Annotated in this window: 19 protein-coding genes and 1 pseudogene; 17 read left to right on the forward strand and 3 right to left on the reverse strand. The window is 66.9% G+C overall.

All coding sequences use genetic code 11. The features are described 5' to 3' along the window. Positions 1–157 precede the first annotated feature (157 nt). Entirely contained in the window at positions 158–1567 is a 1410-nt protein-coding gene (locus ACZK5N_RS14350; RefSeq protein ID WP_459020375.1) for an IS1380 family transposase, read from the reverse strand. A gap of 397 nt (positions 1568–1964) precedes the next feature. Here ACZK5N_RS14350 and ACZK5N_RS14355 point away from each other — a divergent pair, with 397 nt between their 5' ends. The 8 genes and pseudogenes from ACZK5N_RS14355 (at position 1965) to ACZK5N_RS14390 (ending at position 9937) form a co-directional block, all read left to right on the forward strand. Next, entirely contained in the window at positions 1965–3236 is a 1272-nt protein-coding gene (locus ACZK5N_RS14355; RefSeq protein ID WP_463625175.1) for an ABC transporter substrate-binding protein, read from the forward strand. Between the two features lie 3 nt (positions 3237–3239). Next, the gene (locus ACZK5N_RS14360) at positions 3240–4181 is read left to right on the forward strand and encodes a carbohydrate ABC transporter permease (protein WP_463625176.1); all 942 of its coding nucleotides are present in this window, start codon (positions 3240–3242) and stop codon (positions 4179–4181) included. After that, positions 4174–5013, forward strand: coding sequence for a carbohydrate ABC transporter permease (locus ACZK5N_RS14365; protein ID WP_463625177.1), 840 nt, complete (start codon positions 4174–4176; stop codon positions 5011–5013). Before ACZK5N_RS14360 ends, ACZK5N_RS14365 begins: the two co-directional genes overlap by 8 nt. Positions 5014–5099: 86 nt before the next feature. Beyond that, entirely contained in the window at positions 5100–6374 is a 1275-nt protein-coding gene (locus ACZK5N_RS14370) for an alpha-L-fucosidase (protein WP_463625178.1), read from the forward strand. A 447-nt stretch (positions 6375–6821) separates the two neighbouring features. Continuing rightward, complete coding sequence (locus ACZK5N_RS14375; protein ID WP_463625179.1) at positions 6822–7868, forward strand: alpha-ketoacid dehydrogenase subunit beta; 1047 nt, start codon at positions 6822–6824, stop codon at positions 7866–7868. A 17-nt stretch (positions 7869–7885) separates the two neighbouring features. Continuing rightward, positions 7886–9201, forward strand: a pseudogene (locus ACZK5N_RS14380) (2-oxo acid dehydrogenase subunit E2). A gap of 34 nt (positions 9202–9235) precedes the next feature. Continuing rightward, a complete protein-coding gene (locus ACZK5N_RS14385) occupies positions 9236–9379 on the forward strand; it encodes a hypothetical protein (protein WP_463625180.1) in 144 nt (47 codons plus the stop codon). Between the two features lie 132 nt (positions 9380–9511). Continuing rightward, on the forward strand, positions 9512–9937 hold the full coding sequence (locus ACZK5N_RS14390) for a DUF309 domain-containing protein (protein ID WP_463625181.1): 426 nt from the start codon (positions 9512–9514) through the stop codon (positions 9935–9937). Between the two features lie 128 nt (positions 9938–10065). On the opposite strand, the gene tal is transcribed toward ACZK5N_RS14390, so the two are convergent. Next, positions 10066–11139 carry a transaldolase gene (tal, locus tag ACZK5N_RS14395; RefSeq protein WP_463625182.1) on the reverse strand — a complete coding sequence of 358 codons (1074 nt, stop codon included), beginning with the start codon at positions 11137–11139 and terminating at the stop codon, positions 10066–10068. A gap of 123 nt (positions 11140–11262) precedes the next feature. After that, on the reverse strand, positions 11263–12660 hold the full coding sequence (locus tag ACZK5N_RS14400; protein WP_463625184.1) for an MmgE/PrpD family protein: 1398 nt from the start codon (positions 12658–12660) through the stop codon (positions 11263–11265). A gap of 169 nt (positions 12661–12829) precedes the next feature. Here ACZK5N_RS14400 and ACZK5N_RS14405 point away from each other — a divergent pair, with 169 nt between their 5' ends. From ACZK5N_RS14405 to ACZK5N_RS14445, 9 genes are all read left to right on the forward strand, one after another. Continuing rightward, complete coding sequence (locus ACZK5N_RS14405; protein WP_463625185.1) at positions 12830–13513, forward strand: GntR family transcriptional regulator; 684 nt, start codon at positions 12830–12832, stop codon at positions 13511–13513. A gap of 136 nt (positions 13514–13649) precedes the next feature. After that, positions 13650–14459 carry an ABC transporter ATP-binding protein gene (locus ACZK5N_RS14410; protein WP_463625186.1) on the forward strand — a complete coding sequence of 270 codons (810 nt, stop codon included), beginning with the start codon at positions 13650–13652 and terminating at the stop codon, positions 14457–14459. Continuing rightward, positions 14446–15282 (forward strand): ABC transporter permease, encoded by an 837-nt coding sequence (locus ACZK5N_RS14415; protein ID WP_463625187.1) that lies wholly within the window; start codon positions 14446–14448, stop codon positions 15280–15282. The genes ACZK5N_RS14410 and ACZK5N_RS14415 overlap by 14 nt, the downstream gene beginning before the upstream one ends. Positions 15283–15313: 31 nt before the next feature. Next, positions 15314–16426 (forward strand): ABC transporter substrate-binding protein, encoded by a 1113-nt coding sequence (locus ACZK5N_RS14420; protein ID WP_463625188.1) that lies wholly within the window; start codon positions 15314–15316, stop codon positions 16424–16426. Between the two features lie 52 nt (positions 16427–16478). Continuing rightward, complete coding sequence (locus ACZK5N_RS14425) at positions 16479–17417, forward strand: isocitrate lyase/PEP mutase family protein (protein ID WP_463625190.1); 939 nt, start codon at positions 16479–16481, stop codon at positions 17415–17417. Continuing rightward, positions 17414–18826 carry an FAD-dependent oxidoreductase gene (locus ACZK5N_RS14430; RefSeq protein WP_463625191.1) on the forward strand — a complete coding sequence of 471 codons (1413 nt, stop codon included), beginning with the start codon at positions 17414–17416 and terminating at the stop codon, positions 18824–18826. Before ACZK5N_RS14425 ends, ACZK5N_RS14430 begins: the two co-directional genes overlap by 4 nt. Then, positions 18819–19595: an SDR family NAD(P)-dependent oxidoreductase gene (locus ACZK5N_RS14435; RefSeq protein WP_463625192.1), complete on the forward strand. Its 777-nt coding sequence runs from the start codon at positions 18819–18821 to the stop codon at positions 19593–19595. The genes ACZK5N_RS14430 and ACZK5N_RS14435 overlap by 8 nt, the downstream gene beginning before the upstream one ends. Positions 19596–19632: 37 nt before the next feature. After that, complete coding sequence (locus tag ACZK5N_RS14440; RefSeq protein WP_463625193.1) at positions 19633–20235, forward strand: cysteine hydrolase family protein; 603 nt, start codon at positions 19633–19635, stop codon at positions 20233–20235. 1 nt (position 20236) lies between these two features. After that, on the forward strand, positions 20237–21085 hold the full coding sequence (locus tag ACZK5N_RS14445; RefSeq protein WP_463625195.1) for an aspartate/glutamate racemase family protein: 849 nt from the start codon (positions 20237–20239) through the stop codon (positions 21083–21085).

The raw sequence follows: 21085 nt of genomic DNA on the forward strand, positions 1-21085 counted from the left end.
CTAGCCTCCCTCTTTCATGAGGCGGCTTGAGAGCTGTCAGCTGGGCTGTCGGAGCCCGATTTGAACACTGGGCCGGTTGAGGGCGTGACTGTTGGCCGGCTGACGCTGCCGGGCGGCGGTTCTCCAGGTTTCCTCGGGTAGTGGCGGTCGGTTGGGGTCAGGCTGGTGGGATCGCGGCGATCCGGGCGAACGCGGCCACGAGGTGCTCAACCCAGGGCCAGCTCTTCGGGAGGCGCAGCCGTCGCCGCCGGGCGCCGTGGACCAGTCGGGCCGGGACGTGCAGCAGCCGATACCTGAGTGCCTTGGGTTCGGCCTTGGCGAGGTCACCGTCGAGGGCCAGCATCTTGAACCAGGCGACCAGGTCGGCGGCGATCATCGTCAGGGTCAGCCAGGTCTGGTTGATGCTGAACTCGCGCGACGGGAAACGTCCCAAGCCCGAGTCCTTGGCGTGACGGATCCGGTCCTCAACCCGGGCATGCGCCCGATGCCGGGCCTCAAGGAACTGCAACTGCCCCGCGGCTGTGTTGGTGGCAAACGCTTGATACCGCCACCCGTCGGCCTCTTCAAACAGCGACAACTGCGCCCCCGGATGCGGGCGTTCCCGGCGCAGGATCACCCGCATCCCCGCCGGCCAACCATCGAGATTGAGCAGTCCTGTGACCTCGGCGACCTCCCCGCCCTCTCGAACCTCACCATCGGCCTTCAGCGCCGGAGACCATGACCCGACCGGCAACTGCGTGATCGCATCGCGCACGTTCTCGCCGATGGTGAACCCCACGCTGTAGTGCAAGATCCGGCCTCTGACTTGGCCTTGCGCATGGAGCCAGTCCAGCAACTGGTGGGAGGCGCCGGCCCCGTCACAGCGGATCAACAGGTTGCGGCGATACGGCATCGGGATCTGGGTGATCGCCTCGCCCAGGACCTGAATGTGATCCACGGCGGTGTTCGACCCCGCCCGACCGGTTCGCAGCGCGGCGGCGAGGAACTCGTGCGTGTTGTCGCACCACACACCGATCGGGTGATACCCGAAGGTTCGTTTGAACGTCGGCGACGCGAGTTCCTTCTCCGAATGCGTGACCACGATCGTGGCATCGACATCCAACACCACGGTGCTGCCGAGATCGGTGCCAGCGACCCGAGAGGCCGGAACTCCGCCAGCGCCTGTCAGCTGGGCCCAGACGTGGCGCCGGACACGGGCCCGGGCCGTGGCGATCTTCCTACGCCTGGCGTCCGTGACCTCATCCAGCGCCCGCCACACCGTCGGAGCTGAGGCGACCGGCCCCAGCACTTGGGATTGGTGACGCAGGACGTCGATGTCGGAGATCGCCTCACCGCCGTCGGCGAGCAGCACCGCGACATCGGTCAGCACCTGGCCGCGGTCATGGACCGAGGGGACGAAACCGCGCCTGGCCATCGCTGTCGAGAGACCACCGGTCAGCCCGACCCGGTCAGCCAACAAGCGAAGCCCGATGCTGCCTGCGTGGGCGACCACCCCGGTCCCGTCACCTGTGACTGACAACCCCGACGACCACGCAGTATCCTTCACTTGCCGAGTGCCTTCCGCTATGGGTCTTTTGAGCTTCGCAACTCCAAGTATCCCGTAGTCAGAAGGCACTCTGGCTCATTTACGGCACAGGTCGCCCACACGCCATGAACGATCGAGGCTAGGCGGTGCCCGCAGCTTCCCCTGTGACGGTCCGACGTCGAAGTCTTCCTTCGGATGCTCAGCATCGAGACAGGGGGCATGTCAGACCTCAAGCCAGGCCGTTGAGCCACCCGAAGGCGGGGGCTACCGACGCCGGCGTGCCGCTGCTTGTGCGCGCAGAGGGGGCACAAGACCGCGCTTGCTTAGAAGATCACGTTTAGATAACGAAAAGTCCTGTCTATTGGCAACGCTAACAAGGGATGTTAGCGTGTGACACAAGTGGCCACGCCCCATGGGCTCCAACGGAGGAGCCCGTCTCATGGGCCTGGCCCTCAGAAAACGAAGGAGTGTTCTGATGTCAAGAAAGATCTCGGCTGGCTTGCTTGCTGGCGTTCTAGCGCTCAGCCTCTCGGCCTGCGGTCAGGATGGGCAAGGATCCGCAGAAGTCAGCGAGCGCGCAAACCAGATGTACACATGGGTTTCCAACGAGTCCGATCGGGAGCAGTGGGAGACCTTCATCGCCGGTGTCAAGGAGTTCGACGATCCCGAGTTCGAGCTCTCGCTGGAGGGTCCAAGCTTCCAAGAGTACTGGACTCTAGTCCGGACACGGATGTCCGCGTCGGACGCCCCCTGCATCATGACCACTCAGGCCGCTCGGGCACAAGAGCTGTCCCAGCTTCTCGCGCCGCTGGACGAGCTGGCTGAGAACGCTGGTCTGGACCTCTCCATCTACAACGAGGCCATGATGCAGGGCATGACGGTAGACGGATCTGTGCGTGCGCTGCCGTACGACGCCGAGCCGATGCTGCTCTACTACAACAAGGCGCTCTTCGAGGAGAAGGGCCTGGACCTCCCAGGCGCGACGTACTCGCGCGATGACTTCCTGGCGGACGCCAAGGCATTGACGGGAGATGGCAAGTACGGCGCTTACGTGGCACCGGATTCCATGTACCCCTACCTTCCGATCGCGTTCGCTGACGGCAATGCACCCGTGAAGGACGGCGAACTGGCGGTGACGGAGTCGGCGTTCGTCGACGACTTCCAATGGGTGATGGACCTGGTGGCTGTCGAGAAGGTGGCCGCTGCCCCCAGCGCCGGAGACAACGACGAGCGCGGCCGCGCGGAATTCTTCGCGGGCAATGTCGCCATGATTATCGATGGCCCCTGGTTCTACTCCACGATCGTTGACGGGGCCGAGTTCGAGGTGGGAATTTCTGTGCCGCCGTCGACCTCGGGTGAGCCCGTCGGGATGATCCAGGGATCGGGCTTCGGAATCGCAGAGTCCTGCCCGGACAAGGAGGCAGCGTTCGAGAACATCATGAAGATGACGACGCCGGAGGTGGTGGGCTACGTGGGCAAGAATCGTGGCACCGTGCCCTCTGTGCCCGAAGCGATGAGCGCCTGGTCCGAGGGCAAGCCAGCCGAAGACGTTGCCGTCGTCGAGGCCCTGCTTGAGAACGCCCTCCCGCTGGAGACCACCTCAACGTGGAACCAGTTCGTGACGCAGTTCGCCCAGTACTCGCCGGAAGGTGTGCGTGGTGTGCGGACTGCAGAGGAGATCCTGACCTCGATCGATCAGGGTATCGGCTGATCCATGACCAGCACGCTTCCGGTAGCGGGTCAGACCGAACCGAAGCGAGATGTGAAGAAGGCCAGCAAGTCAGGCATGAGCCAACGTCTGCTGGCCTTCTTCCACTTGGCTCCGGGGATGGCCGGCTTCATCTCGTTCGTCGTCGTTCCGCTGATTGCTTCCCTGGTCATCAGCCTCTACCAATGGCCTCTTTACGGTTCGCGAGAGTTCGTGGGACTCCAGAACTACGTCCAGATCCTCTCTGGCGCGGATCCCGTGTTCTTCACCGTCTTGCGAAACACCGCGATCTTTGCCATCGGTTACACCATCGCCAACCTCATCATCTGCACAGCCATCGCGGTGTGGCTGCGTTCGCTGCCGACCTGGGCGCCGTTCTTCCAGATCCTGTTCTTCGTGCCCGTGGTCACGCCGATGGTGGCAAACGCTCTCATCTGGCGCCTCATGCTGCAGGACCGCGGGCTGCTGAATACATTCCTTGGTTGGTTCGGTATCCAGGGTCCCTCGTGGTTGGGAGATGGGGCGTGGGCCATGACGTCGCTCATCCTCATGTCACTATGGCAAGGGATCGGATACAACATCGTGATCCTCATCGCCGGCCTCACGAACATCAACCCCTCCATCATGGAGGCCGCTCGAATTGATGGGACGAATGCTTGGAGCCGGTTCTGGAAAGTGACATTTCCCATGCTGTCGCCCTCCCTGTTTTTCTGTAGCGTCATGACGGTCATCGGCGGATTCAAGGTGTTCGCCCAGCCGTATGTGCTCACTCTCGGCGGCCCCGGAAACGCAACCAACACTCTTGTCCTGAGTCTTTACCGCACCGGCTTCTCCTACGACCGACTCGGCCTCGCCTCCTCCATGGCCTGGGTGCTCTTTGTCATCGTGATGCTGGTCACTGCCCTGCAGTTCGTCGGCCAGAAGAAGTGGGTGAGTTACGATGCATGACCGACGCAGGCCGTTCAAGATTGGACCACTGATCAGCAAGATCGCCCTCGCGGTCGTCGGCTTCATCTTCGTCGTTCCCTTCGTCTGGATGTTCTTCTCCTCGCTGAAGCCCAGTACCGAGGTGCTCCTCGGCGGCGGCAACCTGATCGGGTCCGAGGTGCGATGGAGCAACTACGCTGAGGTCTTCTCGGCGATTCCCTTCGCTCGAATCCTCGCCAACACCTTCTTCATCGCAGGCATGGGGGCCCTCATCGCCGTGACGGTCTCCGTGCTCAGCGCCTACGCCTTCTCGAGGTTCGAGTTTCCGGGCCGTGGAGCGCTGTTCGCCGTGTTCATCGCCACGCTGATGCTACCGATCGAGGTTCTGGTCATCCCGCTCTTCATCGGAGCCAATAGCACCGGCCTCGTCAACAGCTATCCGGCCATCATCCTGCCCTTCGCATTCGGAGCCTTCGGAACGTTTCTCCTCCGGCAGTTCCTGCTGTCCCTGCCTCCGGATTACGAGGAGGCAGCGCGCATCGACGGTGCCAGCCAGTGGCAGTTGCTGCGCCACGTCATCGTGCCTCTACTCCGCGGCCCGATCTCCATCGTCGCCGCCTTCACCTTCATCGACTACTGGAATGCCTTCCTGTGGCCGCTCATCATCATCACGGATCCCGCCAAGGCGCCGCTTCAACTTGGCCTCAGCATGTTCTCGGGCGAACGCGGAACCGACTGGGGCCCGCTAATGGCCGCCACGTCCATCGCGGTGCTAGCCAGCTTGTCGATCGTCGTCTTCCTCCAGCGGCAGATCGCCAAGGGCATCAACATCGGAGGGTTTGGTGGGCGATGAACACGCAGAGCGAATGCTCGGCGCCTGGCCTCTAGCTCATGCAATATCAACGCGGCACGCTGTCGCTGAATAGGAGTGAATAGATCATGAACGAAGCGAGATCCTTCGAGGAGCTCTCGGAGCGCGAACTGCCACAGTGGTACGCCGACACCCCGTTCGGCATCTTCATCCACTGGGGGGCCTACTCGGTCTCCGCCTTCGGTGAGCCCATCGGGGCTCTCGGCACCATCGAGTGGGAGACTTGGTTCAAGCACAACCCCTACTCAGAGTGGTATTACAACACCATTCGCATTGACGGGTCACCTGCGCAGGAGCACCATCGCGAGGTGTATGGGGACATGCCCTACGACGGTCTGCTCGATCTGTGGAAGGCCGAGAAGTTCGACCCCAAGGACTGGGCCACCCTCTTCCATGACGCAGGCGCCGGATACGTGATCCCCACCACCAAGCATCACGATGGCATCACTCTGTGGGACGCTCCGCGCACCAACGGCCGCAACACCGTTTCGCGCGGTCCCAAGCGGGACCTGATCGCCCCCATCGCCGAGGCGGTCCGCGAGACCGGCATGCACTTTGGCGTCTACTACTCGGGCGGCCTGGATTGGCACTTCCGACCCATGCCGCCTCACACCACAGACGAATCGGTGAACGACACCGGTCGACCGAAAGATTCTGAATACGGCGCTTACTGCGCTCTGCAGTGCCGAGACCTGATCGACCGGTACAAGCCTGAGATCCTCTGGAACGACATCCAGTGGCCTGACGGCGCCAAGAACTTCGGTCCCGACGGGTTAGGCACACTGTTCAACTACTTCTACGCACAAGTCCCCACCGGTGTGGTCAACGACCGTTACGGCGACACGCATTCTGACTACCTCACCAGCGAGTACTCGCACCTGCTCGCCAACGAGGGTGACAAGGCGTGGGAGAACTGCCGCGGCATCGGCTACTCCTTTGCCTACAACCAGCTCGAAGACCAGAGCCACTACCTGACTGGCTATCAGATTGCCCGCATGTTGACGGACATTGTGTCGAGGGGAGGGCACTTCCTGCTCAACGTCGGTCCGAAGGCGGACGGCACGCTCCCTGAGCTTCAGAGGAAGGCCCTAGTGGACCTCGGAACCTGGATGCAGACCGGAGCGAAGGACGTTCTCTACGGGTCTCGTCCGGTGAGCACGGAGGATGTCACGGCCGGCGCGGGCGTCTGGGTGCGTGGGGTCAACAAGGACGGCACCCGCCGCCTCTTCATCGACCTTGAGGATGCTGATCCGACCGTCGCTGCTACGGCAACGGTGACCATCGGTGGCGAGCGGGTCATGGTCGAACTCCCGGCCGGAAGGCCCGGACCCGTCATCCACTGAGGAAACAATACGCTGCGGGCCCCGCGAACCGTGGGGTCCGCAGTCTGCGCTCCGGCCGCTTCCGCGCCTTGGCCGATCCATCTCGCCGGGAGGCACCAAACCATCGGTGAGTGAGGCAGGTCGTTGCCCGGGCAAGCATAAGCAGTCGATAGACTCCTGACCGTGACTCCCTGACAGGTCGAGAGCCGCAACGGTGGTACCAGTCCGCAGTCTTCCCGAGATGCCGGGCCGAGACGGGGCGCCAGTGCAGGTGTCTCTGGTCAGGCAGATGCAGGGTGACCCCCACGGGGGCGACCGGGGCCTCACGCGGCGGGCAACAGCGACCACGTCGTCTCGGAACCCCCGGGGACGGGCTGTGGGCATGGTCTACATCCCTCCCGTAGGACCTCACGGCCCCACACATAGGATGCCACCTACTCGTGCAGCAGTCCCGCACGCTGGTCCTGGGTGTACGCGTCCGAACTCGACTCCATGCCCGAGCAGGCGCCCAGTGACAGCGAGGATGAGGGACGTTTCGTCGACACCATCGCCGACGTCATGCGATGTCGCATGGAGGCCGACGACCGGATCGTCGTCCTGGGCGAGGACATTCATCGCCTCGGCGGCGGCACGAACGGGGCCACCAAGGGCCTCGCCAAGCAGTTCCCCGATCGCGTTCTCGGCACCCCCATCAGCGAAAACGCCTTCGCCGGTCTGGCTGGGGGGCTGGCCCTCGACGGTCGCTACCGGCCGGTGGTGGAGTTCATGTACCCCGATTTCATGTGGGTGGCGGCCGACCAGGTGTTCAACCAGATCGGCAAGGCCCGCCACATGTTCGGCGGCGACAACCCCGTCCCACTCGTGCTCCGCACCAAGGTGGCGATGGGATCGGGCTACGGTTCCCAGCACCTCATGGACCCGGCGGGGATTTTCGCCACCGCCCCCGGCTGGCGGATCGTGGCCCCGTCCAACGCGGCCGACTACGTCGGACTGATGAACGCGGCGCTGGCCTTGGAGGACCCCGTCCTGGTGATCGAGCACGTCGACCTCTACCCGCAGGTGGGCCCAGTGCCCGCAGACATGGACGGCATCATCCCGCCGGGCAAGGCGGCCGTGCGCCGCGAGGGCTCGGGAGTGACCGTCATCAGCTACCTGTCGATGGTGGCGAAGACGTTGGAGGCCGTCGAGCAGACCGGCGTCGACGCAGAGGTCATCGATCTCCGCTGGCTGGACCGGGCGTCGATCGACTGGGACACCATCGAGGCGAGCGTGAAGAAGACCAACGCGGTCATGATCGTCGAACAGGGCGCCCGGGGCACTTCCTACGGTGGTTGGCTGGCCGACGAGATCCACCGCCGGTTCTTCGACTGGCTGGACCACCCCGTCCATCGGGTGACCGGTAGCGAGGCGAGCCCGAGCATCTCGAAGGTGCTGGAGCGCGCAGCAATCGCAGGCGTCGAGGAAGTGGCGGCCGCCCTTGAGCAGCTGCGCAAGGACGCGGGAGGCGAGCTCTGATGCCGCACATTCTGCGCATGCCTGAGATCGCCGCAGGCACGGGCGAGGCAGCGATCCAGGCCTGGCTTGTCAAGCCGGGCGACAAGGTGGCGGTCGGCCAGGCCGTCTGCGAGATCGAGACCGACAAGGCGACGATCGACCTGGAAGCCGAGGAGTCAGGCACTTTCGCGGGTGAGCTGGTGGAGGCGGGACGCAAGGTCGCCGTCGGGAGCCCCATCGGCGTCATCGCCGAATTGGGTGAAGATCTCGCGGCAGTCCTGGCTGCGGCCGGGTCGGACGTCGACGATGAGGCTCCCTCCGCCGACACTGATATGCAGGACGCCGTCGACGGCGACCTCGCCAAGGTGGACGAGTCCGCAGCTCCTGGTGACACGACCGCCCGGCTCGACGACGTGTCGGAGGAGGCGCCCGGCGCGGATCAGTCTGATGCGCCGACGGAATCCGGTCGCCCCGAACGCCTGATGACGAGCCCGCTGGTGCGCCGCCTCGCCCGCGAGCAGAACCTCGACCTGTCCACGGTGAAGGGGAGCGGCCCGAACGGGCGGATCCTCAAGAAGGATCTGGCAAGAATCACATCGCCCACTCAGGAAAAGCATGCAGAGCCCACCGCCCAGAACGCCGTGGCATCGCAGCCGTCCGGCTCGGTGGACGAGGGGCAGTGGGACGTCCTCCCCCACAGCGGGATGCGTCGAGCTGTGGCCAGGCGCCTCAGCGAGAGCAAGGCGACCGTCCCACACTTCTACGTGGTGGCCGACTGCAAGATGGACGATCTGCTCACCCTCCGTGCCCAGGTGAACGCGATCGGCGACCGGAAGGTCTCGGTGAACGACTTCATCATCAAGGCTGCGGCCCAGGCCATGCGGGATGTCCCGGCGATGAACGCGGTCTGGGGCGATGACGGGATGAGGCGGGCCAGGAGGGTCGACATCGCGGTGGCGGTGGCCGTCGAGGACGGCCTCTTCACCCCGGTCGTCCGGGACGCGGACACCCTCTCAATGGGGCGATTGGCTGAAACAGTTCGTGATCTGGCCGAGCGCGCCCGATCCGGCGGGCTCAAGCAGCGCGACCTGGAGGGCGGCACGTTCACCATCTCCAACCTTGGCATGTACGGCACGAAGGAGTTCAGCGCGATCATCAACCGCCGCACTCCGGCATCCTCGCCGTCGGCGCGGCGTCGCAGCGGCCGGTGGTCGTCGACGGTGAGATCCGCGTGGCGTCGGTCATGACGGTGACGTTATCGGCGGACCATCGGATCGTCGACGGTGCCGTGGCTGCGGAATGGCTGGCTGCGTTCCAGCGCCGCATCGAGGCGCCGATGGGGTTGCTGCTCTAGGTGTATTGATCGGGGACGTTGGCCAATCACCGGGATGCGGCGCACCGACGCGCTGCGGGCGCTGGCGGCCTATCGTCGCGAACGAAACGAGGTGATGTTCGGGGTGGATGCCGTGGTGACCAGGGCGGGTCGCGTCCACGTCGGTGATGCCGTCGAGCTGGATGGCGCGGGTGAGTGACCCAGCTCCCTCGGCCGAGCCCTCTCGTCGGACGCGAGGCATGACAAGTGCCCAGCCTCGCGCGTGACATCCTCGTAGCATGGGCAGCATGAGAGTCGGGCTTGGAGTGGGATGCTCCGGAAGGATCCTGAGATGATCCGCGACCGGGACGCCGCGGGTCGCCCCCGCCAGGCGCGCCCGCGCGACGCGCTCGGCCGGCCCCTGCCATATGGGGCCACGGGCGTTGAGCCGGTGTCGGAGGAGCCCTTGCCTCCGTTGGAGTCGGTGGAGCTGGCCAGGAGCCTGGTTGCGGAGGGTCGGCCATTCGCCGCGCATGAGGTCCTCGAGGCCCGCTGGAAGGCCGGCCCTGACGAGGAGCGCGATCTGTGGCAGGGACTGGCCCAGATCTGTGTCGGCCTGACCCACGTCGCCCGCGGTAACAACGCTGGCGGCGCCCGGCTCCTTGAGCGCGGTTCTGCCCGAGTGGACGCCTACCGCGCACACGGTGGGCCTTCCTACGGCTTGGACCTTGCGGAGGTCGCGGCCTGCGCCTTGCGGCAGGCAAGCCAAGGCACTTGAGCCTGAGCCCGGGCTTAGCCGTCGCGATCATGCCGCTGTCATAGGTCCCGACGTGGGCGCCGGTCAGTTGTCGACACCCGAGATCCCAACGCGAACGGCCCCGGGTGCGCGCCCGACCCTGGGGTTCGTCAGCCGAGGGCGCCTCGCACCGTCTCCTGGAGCTCCTTCCAGCTGACGATGAACTTCTCGACTCCCTCGTCCTCGAGGACTTGGAAGGCGTCGTCGAGGTCGACGCCGGACTCGGCGATCTCCTTCAGGACCGCGCGACCCTGGTCCGCGGTGCCCTCCATGGGGGTGCCGACGTCGCCGTGGTCGGCGAACGCGTTGAGCGTCTTCTCGGGCATGGTGTTGACGATGTTGCCTGCCACCAGATCAGAGACGTAGAGGGTGTCGGGGTAGGAGGGGTCCTTCGTGCCGGTCGACGCCCACAGGGGGCGCTGCGGGTTGGCGCCCTTGGCCTTGAGGGCGGCGAAGCGCTCGGAGCCGAACACCTCGTCGAACGCGCCCAGCGCGACCTGCGCGTTGGCGATGGCGGCCCTGCCCTTGAGGTCCTCCCGCCCGAGCTTGGCGAGGCGGGCGTCGATCTCGGCGTCGACCCGCGAGATGAAGAAGGAGGCGACGGAGTGGATCGTGGCGAGGTCGCGGCCCGCGGCGTCGGCGGTCTCCAGGCCGGTCAGGTAGGCATCCATGACCTCGCGGTACCGGTCCTCGTTGAAGATGAGGGTGACGTTGACCGAGATGCCGCGGCCGATGACCTCTGCGATCGCCGGGATGCCGGCCTTGGTGGCGGGGATCTTCACCAGGAGGTTCTCCCGGCCGACGATGTCGTAGAGCTTCTGGGCCGCGGCGACGGTGGCGTCGGTGTCGTGCGCGAGTTCCGGCGAGACCTCGATCGAGACGCGGCCGTCGAAGCCACCGGTGCGGTCGTAGATGGGCTTGAGGAGGTCCGCGGCGTCGCGGACGTCGGTGGTGGTGGCGAGCTCGATCGCCTCGTCGACGTCGGTGAGGCCCTGGAGCTGCTCGGCGTAGGAGTCGCCGTCGCTGAGGGCCGCGGCGAAGATCGTCGGGTTGGTGGTCACGCCGACCACGGACTTGGTCTCGATCAGTTCGGCCAGGTTGCCGGAGGTGAGTCGCTCGCGGGAGAGGTCATCGAGCCAGATGGAGACACCGGCGTCGCTGAGGGCCTTGAGTCGATCGGTCATGGGAATCCTTCTGTGAAGTGGCAGTTTTCTCGAGCCTAGGCGGCGGGGCGTTCCAGGCAGTGGGGTTGCTTGATGTTGCCCGGTCGCGGGTATGCCGCCCTCGTGTACAAGTGCGCCATCCGGCTAGTGGGGGCAGCCTGGCTTCGCACCCGCGATCGCCAGGCGGATGGCGTCCCCGAGCGTGGCGATGCTCCCCACTTCGGTCACTCCCTGAATCGCCGCCGCCAGCGACCCCGCGGCGGCGTCGCCCATCACCGTCCTCAGCGCCACGAGCGCCTTCTCGCGAGCCTGATCCGAGGAGAGGGGCGCCTCCGGATGTCCGGACGGGTGGTCGGTGTGTGCCACATGTCGCTCCTGGCCCACCGCGACCTCAACCCGCCCCCCGAACCTCGTGTCGTTGGTCATCGCGAGATCCGCGACCACGCGGACCCGGTCCCGCATGGTGTGGATGTCGGCGCGAGAGAGGGCGTCGTCGCCCACCTGCCGCGTCCCCAGTTCGCGGTCGACGGCGGCCGCCGCCACCAGCCAGGTGGGCGAGTAGCGGGCCGCCTCCTGATCGGTGGGCCGGTCGACGCGCATGATCTGCAACACGAGCGGGTCGACGTGCGCGACGATCTCGGTGATGTCGTCCGGGCGCAGGTCCTTGCCCCTGATGATCTCCAGCGTCGCGTCGAGCGCCCCGTGGATGGAGCCGCAGCAGGGGTAGAGCTTCTGCACGAGGCCCCAGGCCGCGGTGATGCCGTGGATCCCTGACCTCGCTCCGTCGAGCACCTCCTGCAGCGCCCGCTCGGGCGAATGTTCCCCGCCGAAGCAGTCCAGCATCCCGCTCGCGCCTAGGAGCCAGTCCGGGCTCGCCGTCGCGCCTGCCCGGGCGAGGAGCGCCGCCTGGACTCCGGCCCGGGCGGCGGCGCCCGCGTGGAAGGCCTTCGTCATCGTGCCGAAGTTCGCGCGCACCCCGGCCGCCGACGACGCGGCGATGGCCAGCGCGACCGATGCCTGGGGGCGGTCGAGCCCGAGCAGGCGGCTGGCCGCCGCGGCGGCGCCGATCGACCCGATGGTGCTGGTCGCGTGCCACCCTCGCCGGTAGTGGGCGTGCGACAGCGCGAGGCTGGTCAGCCAGTTCGTCTGGTAGCCCGCCAGGAAGGCGTCGACGAACTCGGCGCCGCTGCTGTGGCCGGCCTCGGCCAGGGGCCACAGCGTCGAGAGCAGGACTGCGCTGCAGTGGCCGTGCATCGGATGCATGTAATCGTCCCAGTCCAGGCTGTGCGTCCCGGTTCCCAGCACGTAGGCCACCTCGGCCAGGCCGGCGTGCGTGCCATCGGCCCAGAGCGCGGCCGTCTGCCCGGGGCCTGGGGGAGTACGGACGATGGTGGCCGAGGCCACCCTCGCCTGGTTCGAGTGGGTGCCGGCGACGGCGATGGCGAGTGTGTCGGTGACGGCTTGGTGTGCCCGAGTGACGGTCTGGTTGTCGCTCCACCGACTGTAGATGGAATCGACGATGGCTGATTCGGCGCTACCCATGGTGACCTCTCTGTCCGACCTTGTAGAGCTGTCGACCATCATCAACGCCAAACCGTTGACTGTCAACAGTTGGCGGCGTAGTATCATGCTCTGACCGGGCGGTGCGCCACGACGGCGTCGCCGGTCCGTCGGGCGCTGCGCCTGACCAGGGACACCGAGAGGGGCCGGCGTGACCACTGCGAGCCGCGACATGAGGATCATCTCTGACGGGGACAGGCTGGGCGTCACGAGCGCCCGCGACGTGGCCGAACATCATCTCAGAAGGGCGATCCTCGAGGGACGGATGCGCCCGGGCGAGCGGCTCAATGAGGTCCTCGTCGCCGAGGAGCTCGGGATCAGCCGCGGGCCCCTGCGCGAGGCGGTGCAGAGACTCTCCAGCGAGGGCCTCCTGACACAGGTGCGGAACAAGGGTGCCTTCGTCTCGACTGTGGACGCTGAGGAGGTCAGCGAACTGTACGAGGCCCGGATTGCCCTCGAGCGGCGCGCGGTCAAGCTGGTGGCCGCCCGCCGGAGCGCGGACCAGCTCGCCGATCTGGACCACATGCTCGACGAGGCGACGGCCGCCATCGAGTCGACCGACGGCGGCGCCTACCCGTCGGACCTCGACTTCCACAGGGCGATCATCCGGATGGCCGGCAACCAGGTGATCGCCCGGATGGCCGAGGAAGTTCAGACCCGCCTCCAGCTCGCCCGCGCAAAGTCCGCCCGTGATCCGAAGAGGGCCGTGGCGGCGCTGGGGGAGCACCGTGACATCGTGCGCGCCATGCTCGCCGGCGAAGGAGAACTCGCCAGCCAGATCATGGAGGAGCACCTCATGCACTCCCTCGAGAGCGCGCTGGCTCGCTCACTCTGAGCGTGGGTGAAATAGTTCCAGAAGAATCTTGATGTGAACTGTTGACAGTCGCCAGTTGGCAGTGCATTCTTTGAGTAAGGCGCCTTTGAAGGCGTACACACAACCCTCGGCAGCGACGCAGAGGTGAGGAGACTCAATGACCGAGAAGATCTCCGTGAGGGACGCAGAAGTGACCTTCACACGTAAGGGTTCCCCGACGGTGACGGCGCTCCAGGCGCTGAACCTGGACATCGAGGCCGGCGGCTTCGTGTCCATCGTGGGCCCTTCGGGTTGCGGCAAGACCACCCTGCTCCGTGCGATCGGGGGGCTTCAGCCCCTCACGCACGGCGAGATCCGGGTGGGCGATGACGTGATCACCAAGCCGCGACGCACCACAGCCTTCATGTTCCAGGCGCCGACGCTGCTTCCCTGGTTCACCGTCGAGCAGAACTGCCTCGCCCCGGCGAAACTCCGCGGTGGCGTCAAGCCGGAGTACCGGGATCGTGTCCGGACGCTCCTTGAGCGGGCGGGACTGAGCGGCTTCGAGGACAAGTACCCCTTCGAACTCTCAGGCGGCATGCAGCAGCGCGTCGCCATCGTGAGGGCGCTGGGGCAGGACCCGGAGGTGCTCCTGCTCGACGAACCCTTCGGCGCACTGGACGCCATGACCCGTGAGCAGATGAACTTCGACCTCAACGCCATCTGGAACCGGGCCCAGGTCACGACGCTGCTCATCACCCATTCCATCCCTGAGGCCGTCCTGCTCGGACAGCGGGTGGTCGTCATGTCGTCCCGCCCCGGCCGCATCGTCGACGACATCGAGATCCCCTTCGGTCCCAACCGCACCCCCGCGGTCATGGACGACCCCGAGTTCGCGCGGATCACCGCCCATGTTCGCTCCTACTTCGTCGCCGACGACGAAGCAGGCACCCCCGCTGAGAGGACCCTGACCCGTGTCCGCGACTGAGATCGTCACCCGCCCCATCCAAGGCGGAGGCAACATCCCGCTGCCCGTGCGGCCCCGCCGCCGGTCCGGCTCGTCGAACTTCCTCCGCAACAACGTGATCGCCATCGTGTCGATCATCGGCGCCCTCTCCACGTGGGAGATCGTTCCCCGGCTGGTGAACGCCCCGAGCTTCATCTTCCCGCCCCTGTCCGAGGTCCTCGCTAAACTCTTCAACCCCAACACGCTGTCCCTGATCGGCGAACACACGCAGGTGACGTTCTACGAGGCGATGGTGGGTCTGGTCATCGGCATCGTGACCGGGGTGGGCATGGGCTTCATCCTGGCCGAGTGGGAACTGGCCCGTCGGGCTTTGTACCCGTTCATCGTGGCCTTCCAATCCATGCCCAAGGTGGCCCTGGCGCCGCTGTTCATCATCTGGTTCGGCTTCGGGTACACCCCCAAGATCCTCGTCGTCGTCATGCTGGTGTTCTTCCCGATGCTGGTCAACACCATGAACGGCATCCTGTCCACTGACAAGTCGCGGCTCGACCTCTTCCAGTCCCTGTCAGCAACCAAGTGGCAGATCTGGAGCCGCCTGCTGCTGCCGAGCGCCCTGCCGTCGATCTTCGCCGGACTCGAGGTTGCCGTCGTGAATTCGTTCATCGGGGCGATCACCGGTGAGTTCGTCGGGGCCACCGCCGGCCTCGGTGTGCTGCTGCAGCAGTTCAAGACCAACTACGACACCGCAGGTGTCTTCGCCATCCTCATCATCCTCGCCCTCATCGGCGTGGCGCTGAACCAGATCGTCCGGTTCGCCCGCAAGCGCCTCATCTTCTGGCAGTGACGCCAGTTCCCCTACACAGAAGGACACCACCATGCACAAGCATTTTCTCAAGACCTCCGTCTCCGTCGCCGCCGTCGCACTACTTCTCAGCGCCTGCGCCCCTGACGAGCCCGGCTCGGCTCCGGCGGCGGCCGACGGCAGCACGGGTGCGCCCGCCCAGATCACCGAGCTGATCGTCGCGCCGTCGTCCGCCATGGGTCCGCACTGGGCCGCCTTCGCGGTGGCCGAGGATCAGGGCTACTTCGAGCAGGCGGGCGTCGACGTCGAGCTCCAGTTCCCTGGCGGCTCGGGCGACGTCCTCCAGGCGCTGGCCACGGGCCGGATCCACATCGGTGGGCCCACCCCCGAGGGCGCCTGGGCTGCCGTCGACAACGGCCAGAGCGTCAAGATGTTCTACAACTGGTCACGCGAAGCGGTGCAGTCCCTGGCCGTGCTCGAGGACTCGGACATCGCGTCCTTCGCCGACCTCGAGGGCGCCAACATCGGCGTCGCCGCCATCTCCTCGGGCGCCAAGCTGCTCGCCGAAGCGGCGCTGCGTGACGCCGGTGTGGACCCCGCAAGCGTGACGTTCATCGCCACGGGCACTGGTGTCGCGGCCGCCGATGCACTGAGCAAGGGGCAGGTGGACGCCCTGATGCTGTGGGACACCGAGTACACCATGATGGAGCAGTCCGGGGTGGACCTCCGCACCTTCATGCCGCCGGAGTTCGCCCAGCTGTTCTCCACGGGCTTCGTCACCTCCGACGAGAACATCGCCGAGATGCCGGAGGCGCTCGACGGCTTCGGCCGAGCATGGTCGCAGGCCACCGTGTGGGCCACCGAGAACCCGGAGGCCGCCATCGAGATCCTGTGGGAGCTCTACCCGCAGACCAAGACCTCCGACGACGAGGACTTCCTGCAGAAGCAGGTGGAGATCTTCGAGTCCCGCAACGCGAAGGCCATGGTCGGTGACCCCGTCGAGAACAGGAACATGGGGTCGTTCCCCGAGGCCGGTGTCGCCAAGTGGATGGAGTTCGCCGCGGAGTACGGCATCACCTCCAAGGAGCTGAACCCCGAGGACGTCTACACCAACGAGTTCGTGGAGGGCTTCAACGATTTCGACGCCGACGAGGTCCGCGAGGCCGCGTCGAGCCATGAGGGATGAGCGGCTCGGCAGTCCGGAGGTCATCCGCACGCCACGCACGAAAGAGATGGACATGACACACCAACCACAGGCCCCGAGCCTGCTGAGGAGCTCCGGCCCGCACGAACTGCGCCTGCAGCTGCGCACGGCCCTCGCCGGTGACCGACCGGTCGTGGTGCCCGGCGCGACTGACGCCCTGTCCTCGCGACTCGTCCAGCGGGCAGGCTTCGGGGCGATGTACGTGACCGGCGCCGGCATGGCCAACGCGCTGTACGGGCTGCCGGACATGGGTCTGGTGTCGCTGGCCGAGGTGGTGGAGAACGTCGGCCGGATCACTGCCGCCGTCGACATCCCCGTCATCGTCGACGCCGACACCGGCTACGGCGGCCCGCTCAGCGCCATGCGCACCGTTACCCTCCTGGAGCGGATCGGGGTGTCGGGCATCCAGATCGAGGACCAGGAGATGCCCAAGCGCTGCGGCCACTTCGACCACCACGCCCTGATCCCCGCCAGGCACATGGCGTCCAAGATCGACGCGGCGGTCACTGCCCGGCGGGACGACGCACTCGTCATCATCGCCCGGACCGATGCCCGCTCCGCCGAGGGCTCGATCGAGGCCGCCATCGAGCGCGGACACCTCTACCGGGAGGCCGGCGCCGACGCGCTGTTCATCGAGGCCCCCCAGAGCGACGAGGAACTCCGTCGGGTCGCCGAGGAATTCGCAGGCACCCCACTCGTGGTCAACGTCGTCGAGGGCGGCAAGACGCCCCAGCACACCGTCGACGAGTACGCGGCGATGGGCTTCAAGCTGGTCCTGTACGCCAACTTCCTCATGCGGGCCGTCCTCCAGGCCGGACAGGAATCTCTCGAGTACCTGCGAAACACCGGTGGGACCCTGGGCTACCAGGAGCGGATGCTCAGTTGGCAGGACCGCCAGGCGCTGGTGCACCTCCAGCAGATGAGCGCGGCCGAGGCGCACTTCGACCAGCCGTGGGAGGCGCGAGCAGTATGACGATGCTCAGTGAGCTGCCCGATCAGGTCGACGTCGTCGTCCTCGGCGGCGGCCTGGCCGGATGTGCGGCCAGCCTTGCCGCCGCGGAGTCCGGCTCCGCGGTGGTCCAGCTGGAGAAGCTGCCGGAGATCGGCGGATCAACGGTGCTGTCGGCGGGCCTGTCGGCCTACGCCGGCACCGACGAGCAGGCCGAGGCGGGTGTGCACGACTCCGTGGAGCTGCTGCGCGACGACATCCACGCCGCCGGATTCGGGAAGTGCGATCCGGCCCTGGTGGACCTCTACTGCGCGCACCAGCTCGACACCTACCGATGGCTCCGGGGTCTCGGGGTCGAGTACGGACACCTGCACGCGGCGGCCGGGCAGTCGGTGCCACGGTCGCATCCCACGGATACGCGCCGCATGCTGCAGCTCCTCACCGACGCCGCCGCCGAACTCGGAGCCCGGCAGTTCACGGGCGTGGCCGCCGTGCGGCTGGTCCGCGAGACCGGCCGCGTCACCGGCGTCCGGGTCACCGCCGACGACGGGGACAAGACGATCCGCTGCGGCGCCGTCGTCCTCGCCACGGGCGGGTTCGCGCAGAACCGCGCCATGCTCGAGAAGTGGGCGCCCCAGATGGGGCTCGCCCTGCAGGCCGGCGGGGCCGGCAACGTGGGCGACGGTCTCCGCCTTGCCTGGGCGCTGGGCGCGGACGTCGTCGACACCCCCTACATCAAGGGCACCTACGGCGTGTACCCGCACCCGCATCCCGGCGAGCACGGCACCGGCATCCACGCCATCTACAAGGGCGGCATCGCGGTCAACAAGGAGGGTCACCGGTTCGTCGACGAATCCCTGCCCTACAAGGTGGTGGGCGACGCCAACCTCCTGCAGACCGACGGCCAGTCCGTCCAGATCTTCGACTCGCGTGTCATGGCGGCCTCCGACTCCTCGGTTGCCATCTTCGACTTCGAGGGGCGCCGACGCTCCGGCATTGTGGTCGAGGCCGAGACCATCGAGGAGCTCGCAGAGCGAGCCGGACTCCCGGTCGCCGAGACCGTCGCCTCGGTCGCGGAGTACAACCGTCACATCCGGGTGGGGGAGGCCGACGAGTTCGGTCGCGAGCACCTCTCCGGCAAGGTGGGTGAGATCTTCCCCCTGGAGAACGCCCCCTTCTTCGCCCATCTCTCGGGCACCGTCGTCCTCGCCACATACTGCGGGCTGCGCGTCGACCCCTCCATGCGTGTACTGGACGTCTTCGACGAACCGATCGACGGCCTCTACGCGGCGGGCGAGATCATCGGTGGTTTCCACGGCGCGGGGTACATGACCGGCACGTCCATCGGCAAGGCCGGAATCTTCGGCCGCATCGCGGGGCGTTCGTCCGCCCGCCAGGCCCACGCCCCGACACCGGAGGTTTCCCATGCCTGATCTGTTCGACCTCGACGGCGAGATCGCGGTTGTCATCGGTGCGGGGGAGGGGGGTCTCGGCGCTCGCGCCGCCCGGGAGCTGTCGGCCCGGGGCGCCGTCGTGGTCCTGGCCGACCATCCGTCCCGCGTCGAGGACCTCCAGGCAACCGCCGCGACACTCAGCGGAGACCATGTCGTCGCCACCTGCGACGTCACCGACGAGGCGGGGGTCGAGGCCGTCTTCGACCTGGCGGTCGAGCGGTTCGGTGGGATCGACGTTGCCGTCAACTGCGCCGGTGCAATGCTGCGCAAGGAGTTCGATCAGACCACGCCGGCGGAGTTCGAGCACCTCATGCGCGTCAACGGCCTCGGCAACTGGCTCGTCGCCCGCGCGGCCGGTGTCCGGATGCGGGACGGCGGCCGCCCGGGTGGCCGCATCGTTCTGATGAGCACCGTCTACGCGGAGCGGGTCGGCCCGATTCCGGAATCGGCCTACTACGCGTCCAAGGCGGCGGTGGCCAACGTCACCCGCGGCCTCGCGCAGGAGCTGGGCCCGCACGGGGTTCGCGTCAACTGCCTGGCCCCCGGCGTCTTCTACCCCACGGGAATGACGTCGGCCCTGTCCGAATCGCCCGAGAAGCTCGAGTGGTTCGCCAACCGCACCATGCTGGGCCGCAACGGCGATCCCGACGCGGACTTCGCCGGCCCCCTCCTGTTCCTCTGCAGCCGGGCGTCGTCCTACGTCACCGGCCAGATCCTGTATGTCGACGGCGGATGGTCCGCCTGGTGACCCCGTCACCGCACCCAATGAGAGGCAACGCAAACCCATGAGCGCAGACACCACCGCCCTGATCATGCTCGACTACGAGGTGGCCCTCACCGAGGACGGCCCGTACGCGAAGATGCCGCCGCTGATCGCCCAGGTCCGTGAGCGTGGCGTGATCGCCAACGCCGGGAAGGTGCTCGCCGCCGCGCGGGAGGCGGGGGCCAAGGTGATCCACGTGCGCCTCGCGTTCGACGACGCCTACGGGCTGCGCACCAACCAGCACCCCCGCTTCAACGCCTACGTCGACAACCGCGCCATGCTGTCCACCTCCCCCGAGGCGGCCTTCACCGCCCCGCTGGCCCCCCGCGACGGGGAGGTGGTGGTCCAGAAGGGTGGCGTCGACCCGTTCATCGGCACCGCACTCACCGAGATCCTGACCGGCGCCGGGATCCGCACCGTCATCCTCGGTGGCGTGGCCACCAACCTCGTCGTCGAGTCGGCGGCGCGGACCGCCTGCGACAAGGGCTTCCAGGTGCGCATCGTCGAGGACATGTGCGCGTCCTTCGACCCGGCGCTGCACGAGATGTCGATGACCCGCCTCATGCCCTTCTTCGGCTCCGTGGTGTCGTCCGACGACGTGATCGCGAGCGAGCTGAGCGCCTGACATGACCGAGCAGCTGCGGATCTGGCATCAGAGTTTCACCGTGCTCGACGACGTGCCGCACTACCGCGACGCCCTGCGCCGCCACCTGGCCTCGGCGGTGGGTCCCGACACGGTCATCGACCTTCACGGCATGGCGGCCGGGACCTACCCGTCGGACTACCCGGGATCGCACATCGGCTACTGGTACCTCTCGGGGCTCCACAAGGAGCAGTTCGTGCAGGCGGCGCTGGCAGCAGAGGCCGAGGGCTACGACGCCTTCATGATCGCCACCATCCCGGACACCGGGTTCGAGGAGATCCGCACGCTGGTGGACATCCCGGTGCTTGGCTTCGGGCAGACGTCGGTGCTGAGCGCCGCCCAGTTCGGCGACTGCGTCGGGATCGTCAACTTCATCGGCGCCCTGGTGCCGCAGCTGCGGCGCAACTTCGAGCACTACCGCCTCGACCGACTGGTGGGCCCCATCGTCCAGGTGGAGGCGGCGTTCCACGACATCATGGCCGCCTACAGGGAGCCCGCGTCTCTGCTGGATGCCTTCGAGCGGGCGGCCAGGGAGGCCATCGCGCAGGGCGCCAACGTCATCGTCCCGGGGGAGGGACCGCTCAACGTGTTCCTCGCCGATCAGGAGGTCACGGCCGTCGACGGCGTCCCCGTCGTCGACTCGCTCGGCACCCTTGCCGCGACGGCCGAACTCCGGGCGAGGATGCACCACCGGTCCGGGATCGTTCCGAACCGCACCGGATTCTTCGGCGCCCGGCCGCCGCGCGAGATCGTGGACGCCGCTCGGAACTTCTACGGCGTCACCGGAGCCCTCCGCGCCGCCACTCAGCACCCAGACGACAGCTTCAACTGA

The sequence above is a fragment of the Tessaracoccus pujii genome (assembly GCF_055326215.1).